Below are 17,320 nucleotides of genomic sequence, written 5' to 3' on the forward strand. Positions count from 1 at the left end.
CTTTGTCCGCGAGAAAGACTCGTGCACAAATTGGCACAGTTATTTTTGATTCATGGCACTAGAATAGGCCCAACTTTTTCGGAGTCAGAGCGTCATATGCCAGAGCCGGTTGACACCTCAAAGCTGTCAGAATTACCGCTAAGCGATTTGGTGGCATGCCATGAGTGCGACTTGCTGTTGCGCAAGCCCGAGCTCGCCCATGGCGAGAAAGCCCTGTGCCCGCGATGTGGTTACGAACTCTATGCCCATCGATACAACGTCGTGCAGCGTAGTCTCGCCCTGGTGATTGCGGCACTGCTGTTGTATATCCCGGCGAACTTTTTACCCATCATGCAACTCAACCTGCTCGGGCAATCATCGCAAGACACGGTCTGGAGCGGGGTTGTCGCGCTGTTCGATACAGGCATGCAAAGCGTTTCAGTCATTGTGTTCCTGTGCAGCATGGCGATTCCGTTGCTCAAGCTGCTCTGCCAACTGGTGGTGTTGCTGAGCATCCGTTTTGACGTCGGGCGTAGCTACGGCTTGCTGCTCTACCGGATTTACCACCATTTGCGGGACTGGGGGATGCTCGAGGTTTACCTCATGGGCGTACTGGTGGCGATCGTCAAGCTGGCAGATATGGCAGCAATGACCATCGGCCTGGGCCTGGCATGCTTCATTGGATTGTTGTTGGTTCAGGTCTGGCTGGAGGTCGTGATGTCTCCTCACCAGATCTGGCAGGCTTTATCAGGAGAGGATGCCCATGCGGGCGATTGATGCAGGCATTCTGATTTGCGCGGAATGCCATGAATTGAACAAGCAGGAAGCTGATACCGACGAACAGGTCTGCACTCGCTGCGGCGCGCTGGTGCATGCCCGCCGCCCGAACAGTTTGACACGGACCTGGGCGTTGCTGATCACCGCCGCCATTCTTTACATACCGGCCAATCTGCTGCCGATCATGACCGTGAGCTCCCTGGGCAAGGGTGATCCGAGCACCATCATGTCCGGAGTGATCGAACTGGTTCAGCACGGCATGATTCCCATCGCCGCGGTGGTGTTTATCGCCAGCATCATGGTGCCCACGTTCAAGCTGGTGGGTATCGCACTGTTGCTGTTTTCCGTGCAGCGCCACCAGCCACTCTCGGCCCGCCAGCGAATATGGATGTACCGCTTTATCGAGTTCATCGGCCGCTGGTCGATGCTCGATATCTTTGTGATCGCCATCCTGGTGGCGCTCGTGAATTTTGGACGGCTTGCCAGCATCGAAGCCAATCTTGGCGCCATCGCGTTCGCCAGCGTAGTGATTCTGACGATGCTTGCCGCAGTAACTTTCGATCCCCGACTGATTTGGGATAACACGGAGTCGGACGACGACCATGACTGATTTGCCCGTAGCGAAAACCCGACCGGCCTCGAACTGGTCTGCCATCTGGATTCTGCCCCTGATCGCCTTGATCATCGGCGGCTGGCTTGGCTGGCGTGCCTACAACGAAACCGGTATCGAGATTCAGGTACGTTTCGAAAGCGGTGAAGGTATCCAGGCCAACAAGACCGAAGTCGTTTATAAGGGCATGTCGGTCGGCAAGGTGAAAACCCTCAAGCTTGATGACGAAGGCAGCTCCAAAGGTGTGATCGCGACCGTCGAAATGAACAAGGACGTGGAGCCATACCTGCGCACCAGCACGCGCTTCTGGCTGGTCAAGCCGAGCGTGACGCTGGCCGGTATCACCGGCCTGGAGACGCTTGTTTCGGGTAACTATGTCGCAGTCAGTCCGGGTGAGGGCGAGCCTACCCGCAAGTTCAAGGCCCTGGCCGAGGAGCCGCCGCTGTCCGACGCCCAGCCAGGCCTGCACCTGACGATCAAGGCCGATCGCCTGGGTTCGCTGAACCGTGGCAGCCCGGTGTTCTACAAGCAGATCAAGGTCGGGCAGATCAAAAGCTACGTGCTATCAGAAGACCAGAGTACGGTTGAACTCAAGGTCTTCATCGAGCCGACCTACGCCAAGCTGGTGCGCAAACACACGCGCTTCTGGAACGCCAGCGGCATCAGCATCGACGCCAACCTGTCCGGGGTAAAAGTACGCAGTGAGTCCCTGGCCAGTATTGTGGCTGGCGGTATTGCGTTTGCCACGCCTGAAAACCGCAAGGACAGCCCGCCGACCGATCCGAGCCTGCCGTTCCGTCTGTATGAGGACTTCGACGCGGCCGCTGCCGGTATCAAGGTCAAGGTCAAGCTGACTGACTTCGAAGGCTTGCAGGCTGGCCGTACGCCGGTGATGTACAAAGGCATCCAGGTCGGCACCCTCAAGGCGCTCAAGGTCGATCCCGATTTGTCCGGCGCCAGCGCCGAGTTGACGCTGGACCCACTGGCCGAGGATTACCTGGTCGATGGCACCCAGTTCTGGGTGGTCAAGCCGTCGATCTCCCTGGCGGGCATCACTGGCCTTGAAGCACTGGTCAAGGGTAACTACATCGCCGTGCGTCCAGGGGACAAAGGCGCCGCGCCGCAACGCGAGTTTGTCGCACGGCCCAAGGCGCCGCCGCTGGATTTGCGTGCCCCGGGTCTGCACCTGGTGTTGTTCACCGATAACCTCGGCTCGCTGGAAGTGGGTAGCCCGGTACTCTACAAGCAGGTCAAGGTGGGCTCGGTCCAGAGTTATCAGTTTTCGCGCAAGAAGAAACAGCTGGTGATTGGCGTCCATATCGAGAAGGAATACGAAGACCTGGTCAACGCCTCCACTCGATTCTGGAATGCCAGTGGCATCACGTTGACCGGGGGGCTGACCGGCGGGATCCAGGTCAAGAGCGAATCGTTGCAAAGCCTGATGGCGGGCGGCATCGCCTTTGAAACACCGGAGGCCAAGGCGCCCTTGCAGAAGCGCATCCCGCGTTTCCGCCTGTTCGCCAGCCATGAGCTAGCCAACCAGAAAGGCACGGTGATCACCCTCAAGGTCGACCGTGCCGATGGCCTGCATACCGGCACACCGATCCGCTTCAAGGGGCTGGATGTCGGCAAGATCGAAGACGTCGATCTGAGTGACGACCTGCAGTCGGTGCTGCTGACGGCGCGGATCGATGAAGTGCCGGAGCGCATCGCGCGCGTCGGCAGTCAGTTCTGGGTGGTCAAGCCCGAGCTGGGGTTGATCAAGACGTCCAACCTGGAAACATTGGTCACTGGGCAGTACATCGAGGTGCAACCGGCTGCGAAGAACCTGGGGCCGCAGAAAAACTTCGTGGCGCTGGCCAGTCCACCGGAAACCGCCAGGCAGGAAGCCGGCTTGAGCCTGGTGTTGAGCGCTCCTCGCCGTGGTTCGCTGAAACCCGGGGTACCGGTGACTTATCGCGAAATCACCGTGGGCAAGGTCACGGGTTACGAGCTGGGGCAGACGGCTGATCGAGTGTTGATCCGCATCCTGATCGAGCCGAAGTACGCGCCATTGGTACGCAGCGGCACACGCTTCTGGAACACCAGCGGGTTTGATTTCGATGTTGGCCTGTTCAGAGGGGCAACGGTGCGCACCGAGTCGCTGGAGACCATGATCCAGGGCGGTGTTGCCTTCGCTACGCCAGACGGCGAGCGCATGGGCAACCCGGCGCGGCCGGAGCAGACGTTTGCGCTGTTCGACAAGTTCGAAGAGGAATGGCTGACCTGGGCGCCGAAGATTCCGCTCGGCAAGTAACAGGGAGTATGTGGCGTCAGTGATGACGCCATCGCCAGCAGGCTGGCTCCCACAATGGACTTATGTACACCGGTCCACTGTGGGAGCGGGCTTGCTCGCGAAGAGGCCCTGAAGAGCACTGAAAGAACCACAAAAAAAGGCCGCGATCCATTGGATAGCGGCCTTTTCGCATCTAGCGGTTCAACTCAAACCGCATCCAGCTCCGGCTCATCCGCTTCGACATTCACTGACGCCTTCACCGGTTCGTGACGACGGATGTACTTCCAGTCCTCCTCATCGATGTAGATGCCCGCCGGGCCGCTGCCGCCTTCCAGGTCGATGGCGACACTGGCGCAAACCTGCGGCTTCACACTCGCCAGGATCGGCACGAAGCCCAGTTGCAGGCTGGTTTCCAGCAAGGCCGCCTGGTTCTTCTCGTCGATGTCCGCGGCCTCGTCGAGGTAGTACGGCAAGCGCACACGCCCGGCCAGGTCGCGGTCCATCAAGTGCAGCAACAAATACATGTTGGTCAGCGCCTTGATGGTCATGGTGGTGCCGTTGGACGCGGCGCCGTCGATGTCGGTGTGGATCACCGGCGATCCGTTGACCTTGGTGATCTCGAACGCCAGCTCGAACAAGTCCTTGAGGCCGAGCTGGTTGTGGTTTGCCGCCACCAGCCGCGCCAGGTATTCCTTGGCCTCTTCGTTCTTGTTGTCCTGCTCGGCGCTCTGGCTGAGGTCGAAGACCGACAGCGTCTCGCCTTCTTCATACTGGCCGGCGCTGTGGATGATCTGGTCGATGTGCTTGAGTGCTTCCTTGTTCGGCGCCAGCACGATGCGGAAGCTTTGCAGGTTGGACACCTGGCGCTTGTTGATCTCGCGGTTGAACAGCGCCAGTTGGTGCTCGAGGCTGTCGTAGTCGCTGCGGATGTTGCGCAGGGTCCGGGCGATGTCGGTCACGGCCGCTCGACGGGCCTTGCCCAGGGTCAGGGCTTCGTCAGTGCGGTGTGCGTACGCGTTGATCAACAGTGACAGGCGACGTTCCATATCGTCTTCGCTGTCGAACTTGGCCACGCCCTTGAGGCGCACCTGGGCGTACAGCGCCTCGATCTGCCCGTCGGCGCGCAGCAGGCCCTGCCAGCTGTCCTGATAGTCGTTGAGCAGTGGCAGCAGGTTATCCATGGAGTCGTCGACCGGGTCCATGAACGGCGTGCCGAACGGCAGGTCCGCCGGCAACAACTGACGGCGGCGCAGGGCGTCGTCGAGGGTGCGCTGCTTGGCTTCCATGTCGCCGATCTGGCGGCCGACCAGTTGCAGCTTGGCCGACAGTTGCTGGACACGTTCGGTGAACGCATCGCTGGAACGCTTCAATTCGTCCTGGGCGGCTTCCATCTGCGCCAGCTGTTCGAGCTTGTCGCCCTCCTCGGCGCTCAGGGTTTGCGCGCGGCGGAAGTCTTCCAGGGCTTTCTGTGCATCCAGCACTTGCTGGTACAGCGCTTCGGTCTGGGTCTTGCTCGCGGCGCGGTCGGCGGCCACGGCCTGCTGGGTTTTCAGTTGCTTGAGTTCTTTTTCCAGGCGTTCCTTCTGATCGCGCAGCGCCGCGCGGTCGGCCAGGGCTTGCAGAGCCGGTGGCTCGATGTGCGAGATGTCGATGGACAGGCCCGGCACTTCGAAGCGCTCGCCCTTGAAACCATCGAGGATCAGTTCCACGGATTTCACCCAGTCGCCATTCTCGTCCAGGCTGATGCCGTGTTCACCCAGGGGCAGGCTGAACAGTGCGCTGTTGAACAGGCGCATCAGGCGCTCGACGTCCTGCTGCGAGAATTCCTCGCGCAGGCGGGCGTAGCTGTTGTTGTCGGCGTGGTCGAGTTGCTGCTTGACCGACTTCAGGCGTTTTTCCAGGTCGCGCAGGCGTTCTTCCAGGTCCTCGGCGCTGAACTGACGCGATTGCGCCAGGGCACCTGCCAGCTCGTCGTGAGCATCTTTCGCTGCGAGCAATTGTTGCTCGAGCACCTTGACGTCATCGATCAGCGCGAAGCGATGCTTGAGCACCGACAGCTCGCCGAGCCAGCGCTGGATGCCGGTGATTTCCCGCTCCAGGCGCATCAGCTCCTGGGTGCCGCCACGTTGATCGTTCTGCAGGGCGTCCTGCTCGTGGCGATAGTGCTCGGCCTGGAGGGTCAGCTCTTCCTTGCGGGCACTGGCGTAGTCCGACCAGGTGCCGAGCAGGGAGTCGAGCAGCGGCGAGATCCGGTGCAGCTTGCCGCGCAGGATGTCGCGCTGCTTCACGCCGTTGGCCAGGGCTTCGACCAATGGGCCGGCGGCCACCAGCGAGTGGTAGTCCTGTTCCATGCGTCGTACATCACGGAAGGCTTCTTCGCACGCGGCGATGTAGTCGACGCTACCGGAGCGCAAGCTGTGCTCGAAGGCATCGAGGAACAGTTGCTTGAGCTTGGCTGCGGTGATTTCGCGCATGTGCAGCAGGTTGATGAACAAGGCGCGGAAGGTCTTCAGGCTCTGTTCGCTGGTGGAGCGCAGCGGGATCAGGGTCAGGTCCAGCGGGATCGAGGTGTGGCCACCGACCAGCAGGCGCCGCAGTTCATCGGGCTTGAGTTCGTAGGCTTTCAGGCCTTCGCGCTCCAGGTTGCTGAACAGCTCTTTCTGGCGCAGGCAGGTGTCGTTTTTCTGGTAGTGCGCCAGGTCCAGCTGGCCGGCATAGGCGAAGAACTGGTGACCGAAGCCGCCACCCGGGCCACGTCCGACCACGCCGATCACGTGAGGACCGTGTGGCAGGTTCACTTCCACCAGGATGTAGCTGGTGTCGGAGGCGAAGTAGAAACGCCGGGATTGTTCCAGGCTGTACTTGCCGAAGCTCATGTCCGACATGCGCGCCAGGATCGGGAACTGCAGGGCGTTGATCGAAGCGGATTTACCGAGGTTGTTCGCGCCGTAGACCGACAGTGGCTCTTCCAGCGGGAACAGGCCGAGGCTGTAGCCGGCGGTGTTCAAAAGGGCAAAGCGGCGGATGCCGTAGCGTTCCTTGCTCATGCGTCGAGCTCCTGTTCTTCGGCAATGGCGCGGGCCAGGGCGTCTTCTTCGCTTTCATCGGAAAATTCGGCGAGGTCGAGCGGGTCGTCGGTCTGCAGCAGTTTTTCGTCACTGTCTTCGTCGATCAGCACGGGTACCGGCAGTGGCAATACGCTGTGCAGGCTGGCCGCCAGGTCACGGTCCTGCTGCACCGACAGGCACACATCGAGGAAGCGGTGCATCGGCGGCAGGAAGCGGTACACGCCGTTTTCTTCGCCGGCGAAGCCAAGCTGGGTCATGCGCCGCATAATCTTTTCTTCCAGCTCATCCTGGGTCTGCACTTCAGCCTGGATGAACAGGTCGCGGTATTTTTCCAGCAGCGAGGGCAGTTCATCGCGACCGAGGCTGCCGCCGTCGAGTACGGCGATCGGGTCGCGGCCCTGGTCGGCCAGGTGCTCGACGAGGATGAAAGTGAACAGCGCCAGGCGCTGGGCGGTCTTGTTTACCGTTGCGGCGGCCCCGTCCGGCACGAAGTAGTAGAAACCACGGGTATCGCAGACCAGTTCAAAGCCCAGGGCCTTGAACAGCGTGCGGTACTGGTCCTGGAAGTTCGACAGCTGCGCATACAGCTCAGGATCGCGGCGGCTGACGTGGTAACCCTTGAACAGCTCGCGAAAGATCGGTGCCAGCTGGGACAGTTCGGAAAGATCAAGATGCATTGGGGGTGCTCGCAGAATTCTCGATGGCGTCGTCGCCGACCGAGAGCAGGGCGAAGGAGCGCAGGCTGACCTGGTGCTCGTGTGTGTGGTACTCGCGACGTTCCAGGCGTTCGCGCTTGAAGCGTTTTTCCCGGGACAGGCGCGAGAACCAGTACAGCAATTCGTCGGTGGCGCCGTCCGGTTCCTGCTCCAGCAGCCAGGTCATCAGGTCCGGCATCGGCAGGGCGTCTTCGCAGCGTTCGAGCATTTCACGAACCGTGCGTGGCGCACGCGGGGCTTCGCCTTTCTGGGTCTTGTGGGCCTTGGGGAAGCGCGCCGGTTTCGGTTCGAATCGGGCCAGGGCGTACACGTAGGCCTCGACCTGGCTGGCGCTGCCGAGGAAGGTGCTTTGCGGCCGGGTGAACAACGGCATGGCTGCCTGCGGCACGGCATCGATGCCTTTGCGGCGAATGGCCGCCAGGGCCAGTGCTGCGCCACGGGTGACGGCGTTGTGACGACGCGCCTCTTCCCGCAGCGGCAGCAACAGTTCGCGCGCGTGACGCAGGGTCAACTGGGCACTGGTCTGCATTTCGAGGATGCGCGCGTGGGTGCGCAGCAGCATGTCGTCGTCGACCAGATGACCGAGGCGTTGCTGCTCGGAGAGCATCTTAAGCAGCACGGTTTCGACCTTGCGCACGCCTTGTTCGAAGGCGCCGTCGGCGTTCACCAGATCGATCATCGGCTCGACGTATTCGTCCCAGGTCGCCAGCACCTCGGCGTAACGCTGGCGCAGCGGAATCTGTCGGTCGCTGGTTTTCGCCCTTTCGGCGACGGCCACCAGTGCCTGTTCGTCGTTATCGAGTTTTTTCAGTACATCGCGAACCCGCATGTCGAGCAGGCGTAGCTGGCGGGCCAGGTCGTTGCCGTCGCGGATGTCGAAGGCGTCCTGGATGTAGCCGGCCAGACGCTCGAGATGGCGCAGATAGGCTTCGATTTCCAGGCATAGGCCCAAACGGTGTTCACGGCGCAGGTAGGCGAGAAAGTCGTGGATTTGCGCGTTGAGCTCGAAACGGTTCGGGCTTTTCGCCACGGGAACCAGGATATCGAGGCGAATCCACACGTCCAGCAGGCTGGTGATGTCCTGCGGAGAACTGTCGAGTTGCTGGGCGGCCAGTTGCATGCGCAATTCGTTGAGGCTCAGGGTGCCTTGGTCGAAATGCTCACACAGTGGCTCCAGAAGTGCCCAGTGTTCAGCGAGGGCGCGCAAGACGCGCTTGGGTTCGATCATCGGAATGGCCGGCTGGTTGGCGATTAAAAGCGGCGATTGTACTGCATCGAGGGCGTATCGATTCACTCTCGGGACGGGCTGTCGCTTTTTCTATATGAGAAGTCTATCGATCAACAGCGGGCGATCTTGTGCGAAGGGCGGTAGAATCGGCGCACTTTTAGTTATCCACAAGTGGCCGACCTTTGCTTATCGAGTCCCGTCGTCGCGCTTATTTGAACGCCATGCAGGTGGTCAACTGGCTGCCGCGCACCGAATTGCCCTTTGCCGCCCCGTCGCGGCCCGAGCTGCTGGAACCGCCCGAGCCGCTGGTCGCTGCGCCCGTAGCACCTTTACCTGTGGTCGAAGCGCCCGCTGCGCCTGCGGTAAAACCGGCCGAACGGGTGAAGATCGAGGTGCCGCGGCCATCGTTGGCGAGCACGCGCACCGGCGCCAAACCTGAGGTCGAGGAAGCCCCGGTAGTCGCCAGGGTCGCGCCCGTGCCGCCACCGCGCTTCGCCCTGCAACTGCTGCGAGCCGGCCGCTGCCTGCTGCTGGTGGAGTTACCCACAGGCGAAGCGTTCCAGGCCCGCGATCCCGCGTATCTGCTGCTCAAGGACATGCTGCGCGCCGCCGGTCTGCCGGACAGCCCGCAGATCGTCGGCGAGCCGGTACGCTGGCCGCTGCTGGTGCGCGGGACGATGGACCAGGGCCCGGAGGCGGCCCGTGATTTTGTCCAGGGTTTCCTTTCGGTGCGCATGGAAGAGGCGCCATGTGCCTGCCTCTGGCTGATCGGCCTGCCCGCGGTGCGGTTTGCCGGTGAGGCGGACGCTGATGCATTCAACCGCGAACTGCAGATCGAAGGTCTGGGCTCGGCCTGGGCAGTACCGGGCCTGGAATTGTTAATGGAAGAGCCACAGCGCAAGGCCGCCGTGTGGCAAGCCATGCGTCGGCTGATGGCGCGTTGGAATGAATCGAATGAGTGACGCTGTATCGTTCCGCCCGATGACCGAGGCGGACCTGGAAACTGTTCTGAAGATCGAGTACGCGGCCTATAGCCATCCCTGGACCCGCGGGATCTTTCTCGATGGCCTGGGCAAGTACCAGATCTGGCTGATGTTCGAAGGCCAGCAGCAGGTGGGCCATGGGGTGGTGCAGATCATTCTGGACGAGGCGCATCTGCTCAACATCACCGTCAAGCCGGAAAACCAGGGCCGCGGCCTGGGTTTGACGTTGCTGGAGCACTTGATGGCGATCGCCTACAAGGCTGATGCCCGGGAATGCTTCCTGGAAGTGCGCGACAGCAATACCGCGGCATTCAAGTTGTATGAGCGCTATGGCTTCAATGAGATTGGGCGGCGACGGGATTACTACCCGGCGGTCGGCGGGCGTGAAGATGCGGTGGTGATGGCCTGCACCCTCGTCGATTGATCACCGTAGATGCCCTTGTAGGAGCTGCCGCAGGCTGCGTTCTTTTGATCTTGATTTTTTAAGAGCAAAAGATCGCAGCCTTCGGCAGCTCCTACAGGTTAATCCGCAGATCAGCGTTTTCTGTCCAGCGGATCGCGCTGCGCCATCTCCGCCTCATCCAACCCATTGCCCCCACCAATGTCGTCTTCATCGACAATGCTCAAGTCCCAATCGGCCTGGTCACCGTCACCCGCTTCCTGGGCATCCCGGGCACCGTCTTCACGAATAAGCGTTTCCGGACTCATGTCGTCATCGGTGGGTTCATGGTCATCGGTCGATGCGCCCGTCATGCCGGCTTCACGCACGCGCTCCTCGGGCATCAGGTTTTCGCGTTCCTTTTGCGGCAATTCATCGCCGATTTTTGCGCTGGGTTCGTCCGCGTCAAAATCCAGCTCATGTACCGAGCCCATGCGGTCTTCGTTATCATCGATGGGTTCCGGTTGCACCGCATCGTACGGACGTCGTGAATCAGTCATGGCAATTCCTCATACTGTTAGCCTTACTAGGGTGGACCCACTGGGTTGCAGAGAATTCAACCGGCATGGAGTGCCATGGGCAGGTATCAGCGTGGCAACTGCATAACGCGCGTGACCCCGACGGGCGGTTGTCTGTCAAACCTGCGCACCATTACCGAGGCTTCATTGCATGAACGAATTACAAGATCTGATCGATAACAACGAGCGCTGGGCCGACGCGATCACCAAAGAAGATCCTGACTTCTTCGCCAAGCTGGCTCGTCAACAAACCCCGGAGTACCTGTGGATCGGCTGTTCCGATGCGCGGGTGCCGGCCAACGAGATCGTCGGCATGCTGCCGGGCGACCTGTTCGTGCACCGCAACGTGGCCAACGTGGTGTTGCACACGGACCTCAATTGCCTGTCGGTGATCCAGTACGCGGTGGACGTGCTCAAGGTCAAACACATCCTCGTGACCGGTCACTATGGTTGTGGCGGCGTGCGCGCCTCGATGCAGGATCGCCAGTTCGGCCTGATCGACGGCTGGCTGCGGTCGATTCGCGATCTCTACTACGAGAAGCGCGAAGAGCTGGCCAAACTGGCCACCGAAGAGGAGCAGGTCGACCGCCTCTGCGAACTCAACGTGATCCAGCAGGTGGCCAACGTCGCCCATACCAGCATTGTGCAAAACGCCTGGCACCGCGGGCAGAGCCTGTCGATCCATGGTTGCATCTATGGCATCAAGGACGGTCGCTGGAAAAGCCTGAACACCACCATCAGCGGTTTCGAGCAGTTGCCGCCGCAGTACCGATTGCGTCCGGTCGAGACCCAGTAAAGCCCTTCAGCACAGCGTGCGCCGACGCCGGTGTTGCAAAAACACCTGGCCGTCGGCGACTGCCGTTCATCGGGTTACAGCGCCGGAGCCGGGATCGCCGGGGCTGGCGCTGGTGCCTTGAGCAGTTTGAGCTGGGCCTTGATCGAGGCGGTCGCACATTTGCCCGCGGCCTGTGCGGTCGTCAGCTTGCGGATCGAGGTGTAGAACAGCGCACAGGTCTTGTCGGCCTGGGCCACTTGCCAGGTCTGGGTGCAGCTTTTTAGCTCCACATCAGGATTGCTGTCCGGTTCACGGCCCATGGCGGCCTGCCAGCACGCGACACTCAAATCCTGGGCCATGACTTTCAGGCCCGCGGTATCGGCCTGGCCCTGGGCATCCTTGCCGGTGTAGCTGGCCGGATCGGCGGCGTACCAGATGTAGCTCGGATGGTTGGCGCCCAATACCGGTACCTTGACCCCGTCGACCGGGCTGATCGTCACCAGGCTCAACACGTTCATGGTTGGCCCGTATTGCTGCTTGACCCAGTTACGCACCGGTACACCGAAGGCCACCATGGGCAATGCCATGCCGCTGGCGTGCTGGGTGACCTGCTTGACCATGGTGGTCTGGTAGTCCTTGAAGTAGTCGTAGACGCCTGCCAGGTCCTTGCCGGCGTTCGACGGCGCAGCAATCGGGGCGATATCGATGATCGTCTGGTAGCCCGGCGTCTGCTCGGCCGGAATGCCATTGACGGTCAGCAGTGTGGCCCAGCGATCCGAGGTGGCCGATTTCAGGTAATCCTGGGCCTGGGTCAGCGAATAATCGGGCGGGAAGTGCAACAGTTCGACGCTTCTGCGGTTCTCCAGCGCCATGCCCAGCGGCAGGAAAAAATACCAGCTGTAGCCCCACTTGCCGTCGGCGTTCAGTTTGCTGGCGCCGTTGTAGGCCAGGTCGCCGGCGTCCAGCAGTGCTGCCAAGGGCTTTTCATAGCCGTTGGGGACACCGGTTATTTCGGCATGCAGCTGACCGTTATCGGTTTTCACCAGCACCTTCGCTTCGCCATAGCCATCGCGCTGCACGCTTTGAGTCAGGTAATGCTCGACGGTCTGCTCCAGCGTCCAGTTGCGATAGCAGATCACATTGCAGTTGTTGGGGTGGGCGAAGAGGCGGGAAACGCGTTCGGTACTGCCCAGTTTCAGGGCGACATCGGCGTGGGCAGCGGTACTCAGGGTGAGGGCCGCGAGGGTGAGTCCGGCGAGTTTAAGCATGCTCAGATCCTTTTCAGCGGGGTCGCGATACAAGATCGCACGTCATACTGGATCAACACAATGATGCAGAAAAACAGGCCTCCCGCATTTTTTTTTCAAGCCTGCGATCCAGCCCGCGATCAGTGTTTGCGGGCTGGCGAGAGGTCAGGCAATCACAATAGCCGCAGCGCCAATTGGCTGCCGGCGCGCAAGTATTCAACCTGTGCGGTCACCGCATCCTTGACGATGGCTTCGTCGGTATCGCTCAGTCTGGCTTTTTTGGCATCGATGACGGCGCTCTGCAGTAACTGCATGGCGACATCCATCGCTTTCTGAAAGGCCGTCACATTGTTCTCCCTGGTCCGACCCGCTGATACGGGAGAACCAGGAAAAACTGTGGCCGTGCCCTTACGGCATCACTGGTGGCGTATACGCCAGCGTCGTCCCCAGTGCCCACAGCAACAGCAGCACCAACGGCGTGTGCACCAGCAACTGAACGAACGAGAATCCGATCAAGTCCCGCGCCTTCAACCCCAGCACGCCCAGCAGTGGCAGCATGTAGAACGGGTTGATCAGGTTGGGCAGGGCCTCGGCGGCGTTGTAGATCTGCACGGCCCAGCCCAGGTGGTAGTTCAGGTCGTTGGCCACTTGCATCACATACGGCGCTTCGATGATCCACTTGCCGCCGCCGGACGGAATGAAGAACCCCAGGATCGCCGAGTACACGCCCATCAGCAGGGCATAGGTGTCGTGGGAGGCGATGCTGACGAAGAAGGTCGAGATGTGGTGGGCCAGGGTCTGCGCATCGGCACCTTTGACCGTGGTCATCAGCGCGGCGATCGAACCGTACAGCGGGAACTGGATCAGCACGCCGGTGGTGGTTGGCACTGCGCGGGACACCGCGTCAAGGAAGCTGCGCGGGCGCCAGTGCAGGAGGGCACCGAGCATGATGAACAGGAAGTTGTAGGTGTTCAGGCCGGAGATCGCACTGATCGCAGGTTTGGTGGAAAACTCATGGAACAGCCATCCAGCCGCCAGCAGCACCAGCAGGATGGTCAGCAGCGGGCTGTGTTCCAGCCATTCGCCGGGACGGGTGCGCGGTTGCAGCGGTGGCAGGTTGAAGCTCGGGTCGACGCCACAGGCCTCGGCGTCTCGCGCCGTGTTCGGGCCGGGGGCGGTGGCGTAGGCGATGATCAGCGAGATGACGATCAAGGCCAGCAACATGACCCCCGATTGCCAGAGGAAGATCGTTTGGGTGAAAGGAATCACCCCGGTGATCGACAGGATCGACGGTGGCAGGCTGGCCGGGTTGGCCTGCAACTGCGCAGCCGACGACGACAAGCCCAGAGCCCACACCGCGCCCAACCCCAGGTACGCCGCCGCACCCGCGGCGCGGTAGTCCATCTTCAGGTCCGTACGGCGCGCCAGCGCACGCACCAGCAGACCGCCGAACACCAGCGACAGACCCCAGTTGAGCAGCGACGCGACCATGGAGATCAGCGCCACCCAGGCCACGGCGGAGCGACCGTTTTTCGGCAACTTCGCCAGGCGGTCGATCAGCTTTACCGCCGGTGGCGAACTGGCGACCACATAACCGCCAATCACCACGAACGCCATTTGCATGGTGAACGGGATCAGGCTCCAGAAGCCGTCACCAAAGGCCATGGCCGCGTCAGTCGGCTTGGCGCCCATGGCCATGGTGGCCACGGCGACGATGATCACCGCCAGGGCGGCAAACACCCAGGAGTCGGGGAACCAGCGTTCGGCAAAACTTGAACAGCGCAGGGCAAAGCGGGCGGAGCGGGTATCTTCGATATCAGCGGCCACGGGACTACCTCGAATTTTTATGTTTGTTGTGGTCTTCGGGGCCGCAGGGGGCCCCACTGGACAGACGCCAACATTAATTCAAGCGCATGCTTTTTGCGGCGCTGTTTTTGCGCCTATGGGACTTTGGTCTAACGGGTTGTCCGCCGGCGCGTTTGCGTAGACCATGGGCGCCTTGGTTTTTGCCTGTGCCAGAGTTCTTTACATGACTGCCAATACCGATCCACGTCCGCTGCCGTTCAGCCGCTCGGACTACAAGACCCTGGGGCTCGCGGCCCTCGGCGGCGCGCTGGAAATCTACGACTTCATCATCTTCGTATTTTTCGCCCTGACCTTGAGCCAGTTGTTTTTCCCGCCGGAAATGCCCGAGTGGCTGCGCCTGCTGCAAAGCTTCGGCATCTTCGTCACCGGGTACCTGGCGCGGCCCCTGGGCGGAATCCTGATGGCGCATTTCGCCGACAGCCTGGGGCGCAAGAAGGTGTTCAGCCTGAGCATCCTGATGATGGCGCTGCCGTGCCTGCTGATCGGGATCATGCCGACCTATGCGCAGATCGGCTATTTCGCGCCGCTGCTGCTGCTGGCCCTGCGCGTGCTCCAGGGCGCGGCGGTGGGGGGCGAAGTGCCGAGCGCCTGGGTCTTCGTGGCCGAACACGCGCCGGCCGGCCATCGCGGCTACGCCCTGGGCTTCCTGCAGGCGGGGCTGACCTTCGGTTACTTGCTCGGCGCCCTGACGGCGACGTTCCTGGCGCAGGCCTTCACCCCGGCTGAAATCCTCGACTACGCCTGGCGTTACCCATTCCTGTTGGGCGGGGTGTTTGGCGTGATTGGCGTCTGGCTGCGGCGCTGGCTCAGCGAAACCCCGGTGTTCATGGCCATGCAGGCACGGCGTGAGGCGGCCGTCGAGTTGCCGCTGCGGGCGGTCCTGCGCGAACATCGCCTGGCCCTGCTGCCGGCGATGATCCTCACCTGCGTGCTGACCTCCGCGGTAGTGGTGTTCGTGGTCATCACCCCGACCATGATGCAGAAAACCTTCGGCATGACCGCCAGCCACACCTTCGCCCTGAGCGCACTGGGCATCGTTTTCCTGAACATCGGCTGCGTGCTCGCCGGTTTGCTGGTCGATCGCATCGGCGCCTGGCGCACCGTGATGCTCTATAGCCTGCTGCTGCCCTTGGGCATCGGCGTGCTCTATAGCTGCCTGATCAGCGGTGGCAACTGGGTCGGCCTGGCTTACGCGGTGGCCGGCCTGAGTTGCGGGGTGGTGGGCGCGGTGCCGTCGGTGATGGTCAGCCTGTTCCCGGCGCGGATTCGCGTCTCGGGTATTTCCTTCACCTACAACATTGCCTACGCCGCCTGGGCGAGCATTACACCTTTGCTATTGATCGGCCTGATGCCGTGGAGCCCCTGGATCTGCGTGATCTTCTGCGCAGTGATGGGCGCGGTGGGCGTGCTCAGCGCGGCGTATTTCGGCACACGGATGCAGAGCATCGCCGGGTGTCCGGCTGCCGGTGCGGCGTGATGGGCAAGGGTGACTGGCGCGGTTTCCTTATATTTGCAGGGCAATTTTCAAGCGCTCTTCACTGTAGGAGCGAGCTTGCTCGCGATGGAGGCTAACGATTACGCCTGCTTCCTGAATGAACGCAGCGCTTTCAAAACCTTCGAGCAAGCTCGCTCCTACAGACCATCGGCGAGCCGCTGGACGCCAAGACCTTGCAGCCGTAACGTGACGGCTATCCGGGTTGCAAGCACATCCACCATGGGGTCAGGCAATGAGTAAACTGCGTGTGGGCGTTATTTTTGGCGGGCGGTCGGCTGAGCACGAGGTGTCGTTGCAGTCGGCGAAGAACATTGTCGATGCACTGGACCGTTCGCGCTTCGAGCCGGTGCTGATCGGCATCGACAAGCAAGGCCACTGGCACCTCAACGATCCCTCGAATTTCCTGCTGAACCAGGAAAACCCGGCCCTGATCGCGCTCAATCAATCCAATCGCGAATTGGCCGTGGTGCCGGGTAAGGCCCGTCAGCAACTGGTGGAAACGGCGGGGCCCGAATTGCTGGGCCATGTCGACGTGATCTTCCCGATCGTCCACGGCACCCTGGGCGAAGACGGTTGCCTGCAGGGCTTGCTGCGCATGGCCGATTTGCCGTTTGTCGGTTCCGATGTGCTGGGGTCGGCGGTCTGCATGGACAAGGACATCAGCAAGCGCCTGTTGCGTGATGCTGGCCTTGCCGTCGCGCCGTTCGTCACCCTGACCCGCGCCAGCGCCGCGCGCACGGGTTTCGCCGAGGTCAGCGGCAAGCTCGGCCTGCCGCTGTTCGTCAAGCCGGCCAACCAGGGGTCTTCCGTTGGTGTAAGCAAGGTGACTGACGAAGCCGAATATGCGGCGGCGGTCGAGCTGGCATTGAGCTTCGATGAAAAAGTGCTGATCGAGTCGGCGGTCAAGGGGCGCGAGATCGAATGCGCGGTCCTTGGCAACGAGGAGGCCATCGCCAGCGGCTGTGGCGAGATCGTGGTGCACAGCGGGTTTTACTCTTACGACAGCAAATACATCGACGAAAAGGCCGCGCAGGTGGTGGTTCCGGCCCAGATCAGCGTCGAAGCCAGCGAGCGCATCCGCGCCATGGCCGTCGAGGCGTTCCAGGTGCTGGGCTGCTCCGGCCTGGCGCGGGTCGATGTCTTCCTGACCGAGAGCGGCGAAGTGCTGATCAACGAAATCAATTCGCTGCCGGGGTTCACCCGCATCAGCATGTACCCGAAACTGTGGCAGGCAGCCGGCATGACCTACAGTGAACTGGTCACGCGCTTGATCGACCTGGCACTGGCGAAACACCAGGCCCGGCAGGCGTTGAAAATCAGTCGTTGAGGGGACGCGGGCCTGCC

14 protein-coding genes and 1 pseudogene are annotated in these 17,320 nt (G+C 61.6%); 8 read left to right on the forward strand and 7 right to left on the reverse strand.

From position 1 onward, the window contains the following. Positions 1-96 precede the first annotated feature (96 nt). From ACM6I6_RS05605 to ACM6I6_RS05615, 3 genes are read left to right on the forward strand one after another with little or no spacing between them, the layout of a single operon-like run. Entirely contained in the window at positions 97-756 is a 660-nt protein-coding gene (locus ACM6I6_RS05605) for a paraquat-inducible protein A (protein WP_323609303.1), read from the forward strand. Continuing rightward, positions 743-1,366, forward strand: coding sequence for a paraquat-inducible protein A (locus ACM6I6_RS05610; protein WP_274074142.1), 624 nt, complete (start codon positions 743-745; stop codon positions 1,364-1,366). Before ACM6I6_RS05605 ends, ACM6I6_RS05610 begins: the two co-directional genes overlap by 14 nt. Then, positions 1,359-3,662: a PqiB family protein gene (locus ACM6I6_RS05615; RefSeq protein ID WP_274074143.1), complete on the forward strand. Its 2,304-nt coding sequence runs from the start codon at positions 1,359-1,361 to the stop codon at positions 3,660-3,662. Before ACM6I6_RS05610 ends, ACM6I6_RS05615 begins: the two co-directional genes overlap by 8 nt. 185 nt (positions 3,663-3,847) lie before the next feature. On the opposite strand, the gene mksF is transcribed toward ACM6I6_RS05615, so the two are convergent. From mksF to mksB, 3 genes are read right to left on the reverse strand one after another with little or no spacing between them, the layout of a single operon-like run. Next, entirely contained in the window at positions 3,848-6,688 is a 2,841-nt protein-coding gene (gene mksF / locus ACM6I6_RS05620) for an Mks condensin complex protein MksF (RefSeq protein WP_274074144.1), read from the reverse strand. Then, positions 6,685-7,386 carry an Mks condensin complex protein MksE gene (gene mksE, locus ACM6I6_RS05625; protein WP_274074145.1) on the reverse strand — a complete coding sequence of 234 codons (702 nt, stop codon included), beginning with the start codon at positions 7,384-7,386 and terminating at the stop codon, positions 6,685-6,687. Before mksE ends, mksF begins: the two co-directional genes overlap by 4 nt. Further along, on the reverse strand, positions 7,376-8,653 hold the full coding sequence (mksB, locus tag ACM6I6_RS05630) for an Mks condensin complex protein MksB (RefSeq protein ID WP_274074146.1): 1,278 nt from the start codon (positions 8,651-8,653) through the stop codon (positions 7,376-7,378). Before mksB ends, mksE begins: the two co-directional genes overlap by 11 nt. A 221-nt stretch (positions 8,654-8,874) precedes the next feature. On the opposite strand from mksB, the gene ACM6I6_RS05635 reads away from it, so the two are divergent. Both ACM6I6_RS05635 and rimI read left to right on the forward strand, forming a co-directional pair. Then, the gene (locus ACM6I6_RS05635; RefSeq protein ID WP_274074374.1) at positions 8,875-9,615 is read left to right on the forward strand and encodes an energy transducer TonB; all 741 of its coding nucleotides are present in this window, start codon (positions 8,875-8,877) and stop codon (positions 9,613-9,615) included. Continuing rightward, positions 9,608-10,060, forward strand: a complete 453-nt coding sequence (gene rimI / locus ACM6I6_RS05640) for a ribosomal protein S18-alanine N-acetyltransferase (protein ID WP_274074147.1) — start codon at positions 9,608-9,610, stop codon at positions 10,058-10,060. Before ACM6I6_RS05635 ends, rimI begins: the two co-directional genes overlap by 8 nt. A 110-nt stretch (positions 10,061-10,170) precedes the next feature. On the opposite strand, the gene ACM6I6_RS05645 is transcribed toward rimI, so the two are convergent. Beyond that, positions 10,171-10,575: a serine kinase/phosphatase gene (locus ACM6I6_RS05645; protein ID WP_323627083.1), complete on the reverse strand. Its 405-nt coding sequence runs from the start codon at positions 10,573-10,575 to the stop codon at positions 10,171-10,173. A 169-nt stretch (positions 10,576-10,744) separates the two neighbouring features. Between ACM6I6_RS05645 and can the strand changes: the two genes are divergently transcribed. Continuing rightward, entirely contained in the window at positions 10,745-11,389 is a 645-nt protein-coding gene (gene can / locus ACM6I6_RS05650) for a carbonate dehydratase (protein ID WP_274074149.1), read from the forward strand. 74 nt (positions 11,390-11,463) lie between these two features. On the opposite strand, the gene ACM6I6_RS05655 is transcribed toward can, so the two are convergent. The 3 genes and pseudogenes from ACM6I6_RS05655 to ACM6I6_RS05665 all read right to left on the reverse strand — a co-directional run bounded on the left by ACM6I6_RS05655 (position 11,464) and on the right by ACM6I6_RS05665 (position 14,442). Beyond that, positions 11,464-12,636 (reverse strand): hypothetical protein, encoded by a 1,173-nt coding sequence (locus tag ACM6I6_RS05655; protein ID WP_414919568.1) that lies wholly within the window; start codon positions 12,634-12,636, stop codon positions 11,464-11,466. Between the two features lie 152 nt (positions 12,637-12,788). Next, positions 12,789-12,968: pseudogene (locus ACM6I6_RS05660) on the reverse strand (hypothetical protein); the annotation flags it as partial. 55 nt (positions 12,969-13,023) lie between these two features. After that, a complete protein-coding gene (locus tag ACM6I6_RS05665; RefSeq protein ID WP_056853286.1) occupies positions 13,024-14,442 on the reverse strand; it encodes a short-chain fatty acid transporter in 1,419 nt (472 codons plus the stop codon). Between the two features lie 202 nt (positions 14,443-14,644). Here ACM6I6_RS05665 and ACM6I6_RS05670 point away from each other — a divergent pair, with 202 nt between their 5' ends. Continuing rightward, positions 14,645-15,958, forward strand: coding sequence for an MFS transporter (locus ACM6I6_RS05670; protein ID WP_274074151.1), 1,314 nt, complete (start codon positions 14,645-14,647; stop codon positions 15,956-15,958). 250 nt (positions 15,959-16,208) lie between these two features. Further along, positions 16,209-17,303: a D-alanine--D-alanine ligase gene (ddlA, locus tag ACM6I6_RS05675; RefSeq protein WP_274074152.1), complete on the forward strand. Its 1,095-nt coding sequence runs from the start codon at positions 16,209-16,211 to the stop codon at positions 17,301-17,303. The last annotated feature ends 17 nt before the right edge of the window (positions 17,304-17,320 follow it).

This window comes from Pseudomonas sp. IT-P218 (assembly GCF_949767605.1).
GTDB lineage: Bacteria > Pseudomonadota > Gammaproteobacteria > Pseudomonadales > Pseudomonadaceae > Aquipseudomonas > Aquipseudomonas putida_AE.